At 56.7% G+C, this 2,593-nt stretch carries 4 protein-coding genes; 2 read left to right on the top strand and 2 right to left on the bottom strand.

Annotation, left to right across the window (positions count from 1 at the left end):
• A partial coding sequence (locus tag FJ398_27170) for a hypothetical protein (GenBank protein MBM3841559.1) occupies positions 1–600 on the bottom strand: 600 nt, incomplete at its 3' end.
• 270 nt (positions 601–870) lie between these two features.
• Between FJ398_27170 and FJ398_27165 the strand changes: the two genes are divergently transcribed.
• Both FJ398_27165 and FJ398_27160 read left to right on the top strand, forming a co-directional pair.
• On the top strand, positions 871–1,158 hold the full coding sequence (locus tag FJ398_27165) for a UPF0175 family protein (GenBank protein MBM3841558.1): 288 nt from the start codon (positions 871–873) through the stop codon (positions 1,156–1,158).
• On the top strand, positions 1,155–1,616 hold the full coding sequence (locus tag FJ398_27160) for a DUF3368 domain-containing protein (protein MBM3841557.1): 462 nt from the start codon (positions 1,155–1,157) through the stop codon (positions 1,614–1,616). The genes FJ398_27165 and FJ398_27160 overlap by 4 nt, the downstream gene beginning before the upstream one ends.
• A 351-nt stretch (positions 1,617–1,967) precedes the next feature.
• On the opposite strand, the gene FJ398_27155 is transcribed toward FJ398_27160, so the two are convergent.
• On the bottom strand, positions 1,968–2,498 hold the full coding sequence (locus tag FJ398_27155; protein MBM3841556.1) for a DUF3782 domain-containing protein: 531 nt from the start codon (positions 2,496–2,498) through the stop codon (positions 1,968–1,970).
• Between the last annotated feature and the right edge of the window lie 95 nt (positions 2,499–2,593).

Raw genomic sequence — 2,593 nt, 5'->3', positions numbered from 1 at the left:
TGAGCCGCTTCCCGTGTGGGAATTGATGGTAATGTCATTGTCCATCAACGATTCCCAAATAGTGACCGCTTCGGCTACTGAATAGTCACGGCTTAGCGCAAGCTCATGGCTTAAGTAGCTATTGAGTGAAGCTCCTCGGCTGTGGCCGACAAAGTGGATTGGAACTTCGGCGAGGATGGGTCTGCCACCGGTTTCCTCGAACAATGCCGTGAAGAATCTTCTCCCCACTCGCTGTGTTGGGTATTCCACGAACTCGTTACTTACTCCCACCCAATCGAACAAAACAACACATCCGCCTGCTTGCCTGAGGTTGATCACGCCATCCTGAAGGACAACGCGGTCGGTAGCTTTGTCGTAACGGACTCGATAAATGGGAATTGCGCCGCCAACTTTGTCCCGAATCGCTTTCGCCATCGCCGAAGCCCAGTCAGGCAATGCACCGTCACTCCCCACTATCGGGAGGCGGCCTGGCGGCTGAAACCCGTGAGTAATAATTGTAATGCCGCAGACGGAGCTGGCGGCTAATGCTGAGGTTGAAGAAGACATCCACAGCGCTACAAGAAGCACAGCGCCCCATGTTGCTCTTTGTGTGTTTTTCATCGCCGGTTGCTCAATGTGCCGCCTCCTGCATGCATCCGAAACAGAAGAGGCACGGGAATGCCTTGAAAGGAACGCTTTCGGCACGCCCGAGTGCGGCGTGCTTCCAGCGCCGTCCTTTCAATGAAATTTCCCGTTTCGTTCTGGACAGCAGCCGAAGCCGCAAATTTGTTGTTGGTCTTGGTTTACATAGCCTTTCTTTTGGAACGGTGGCATTGAAGCACGGGTCAGCGCGCGGGACAAGAGTGAATTCTCAGGCCCTTGCCCGATCGGATGTCCTCTTGTCGTCGCCTCGAAAACCGTTACTATTCGGACATGATGATCGAAATTCACGACGACATTTTGCGCGGCTTGGAATTGACGGAAGCCCAAGCCGTGCTGGATCTGGCCGTCGGATTGTTCACCGAGCGCCGGATCACCATGGGCAGGGCTGCGGAAATTGCCGGAATGACCCAATCGGATTTCCAACGTGAACTGGGTCGCCGCGGCATCCCCATCCACTATGACGTGGAGGATTTGCGCGCTGATTTGCGCACGCTGGCTTCCCTGCGGGGCGCATGATCGTCGTGAGCGACACGTCGGCGCTGACGTCGCTGATCCATGTGGGCCAGCTTGGCTTGCTTCGCGAGCTCTACGGCTCAGTGCTGATACCCACAGCCGTGCATCGTGAACTGCTGCGTTCGCATTCTCCGTTGCCCTCGTTTCTGGAAGCCCGCGAGATCTCCGATCACAAAATGGCGCTTCGCCTCGAAGCCGAGCTGGATTTGGGCGAAGCCGAAGCCATTGTTCTGGCCAAGGAAACACGAGCGAATTTGTTGTTGATTGATGAAAAACTGGGGCGTCAGGTGGCAGAGCTCGAAGGTGTGCCGATCACCGGCTTGATGGGCGTGCTGGTGGAAGCCAAGCGTCAAAGCAAGTTGAACTCGGTGCGGGAGCTGGTCGAACTGCTCGAAGATCGCGCCGGTTTCCGCGTCTCACAAGCCGTGAAGGAGGAGGCGTTTCTGGCCGCTGGTGAATAATCAAAGGGCAGGCATCTTCTTTCGTTCATTGCCGACGGCGCGTTTGGCGTTGAGCAGGCAGGCTTGAACATCTTTGCGTTCCAGCCAAGGGAAGTCCGCCAGGACACTCTGCAACTCGTCCCGGCACCTGGGGCGAAGGCGCAACGTTGGAGGAGTGCCGGGACGAGTTGCAGAGTGTCCTGGAAGATTGGCTGCTGGTTGGCATCCGGTTCGGCGATCCCCTGTCGGTGATCGATGGGATCGATCTCTGCCTCTGATTCGCGTCCGTTGGCGGTTTTCCCAACTGAACTCGGACCCTCCTCGCTCAGTTTTCTCCGTTGCCTCCTGTCAAAACAAAACCAACAACCGGCTTCATTTCACGGTGAACATCCTCGGTTTGAAACTCCGCGGCGGTTTGACGAGCTTGAAGTTCTCGTCGCTGGCCGTGGCCAAGTACAGCCCCTCGTGGTGGACGCGGTCCGCCAGCGCGCCCCGCACGTCCACGGCGGAAATGATGCCGTAGAGTTTCATCCCGCGGTAGATCGGGAAGTAATCGAAAAAGGTCTCAAGTCTTTTCACCGTTTTTTGGAGTTCCGCTTCATTGAGTTCGCTTTTGATCTCCACGACATACACGGTCGGGCGCTCACCGTTGGCCGCGCCAATCATGTCGAACTCCTGCGCGTGCCCATTGCGGCGAGCGATGCGCCGAAACGAGATTTCATCAACGTGGAAACTCCGCAAGAGGATGCGCTGCATCGAGGCAAAGGCCAAACCTTCGGTAAATGAACCAAATTTGTTGCCCAGGCCGCCGAGTCGCCGGGTGACCTGGCGCAGAGTCTCCTCCGTCTTGGCGTGTTGCTTGGCCAAGTCAGCGACCAAGCTTTTTAACTCCTCATCCGTCATATTCGCAGATTATCTTGAGCAGCCTTCACCGTCAACCGCCACCACGCCGGTCACGCAGGTCTTTCCCCATCCGTCATGAGTGACGCTTCCGGCAA

Source organism: Verrucomicrobiota bacterium (assembly GCA_016871535.1).
In the GTDB taxonomy this organism is placed as follows: domain Bacteria; phylum Verrucomicrobiota; class Verrucomicrobiia; order Limisphaerales; family SIBE01; genus VHCZ01.
The sequence above is the reverse complement of the archived record's forward strand: the minus strand, read 5'-3'. Positions and strand labels throughout refer to the sequence as shown.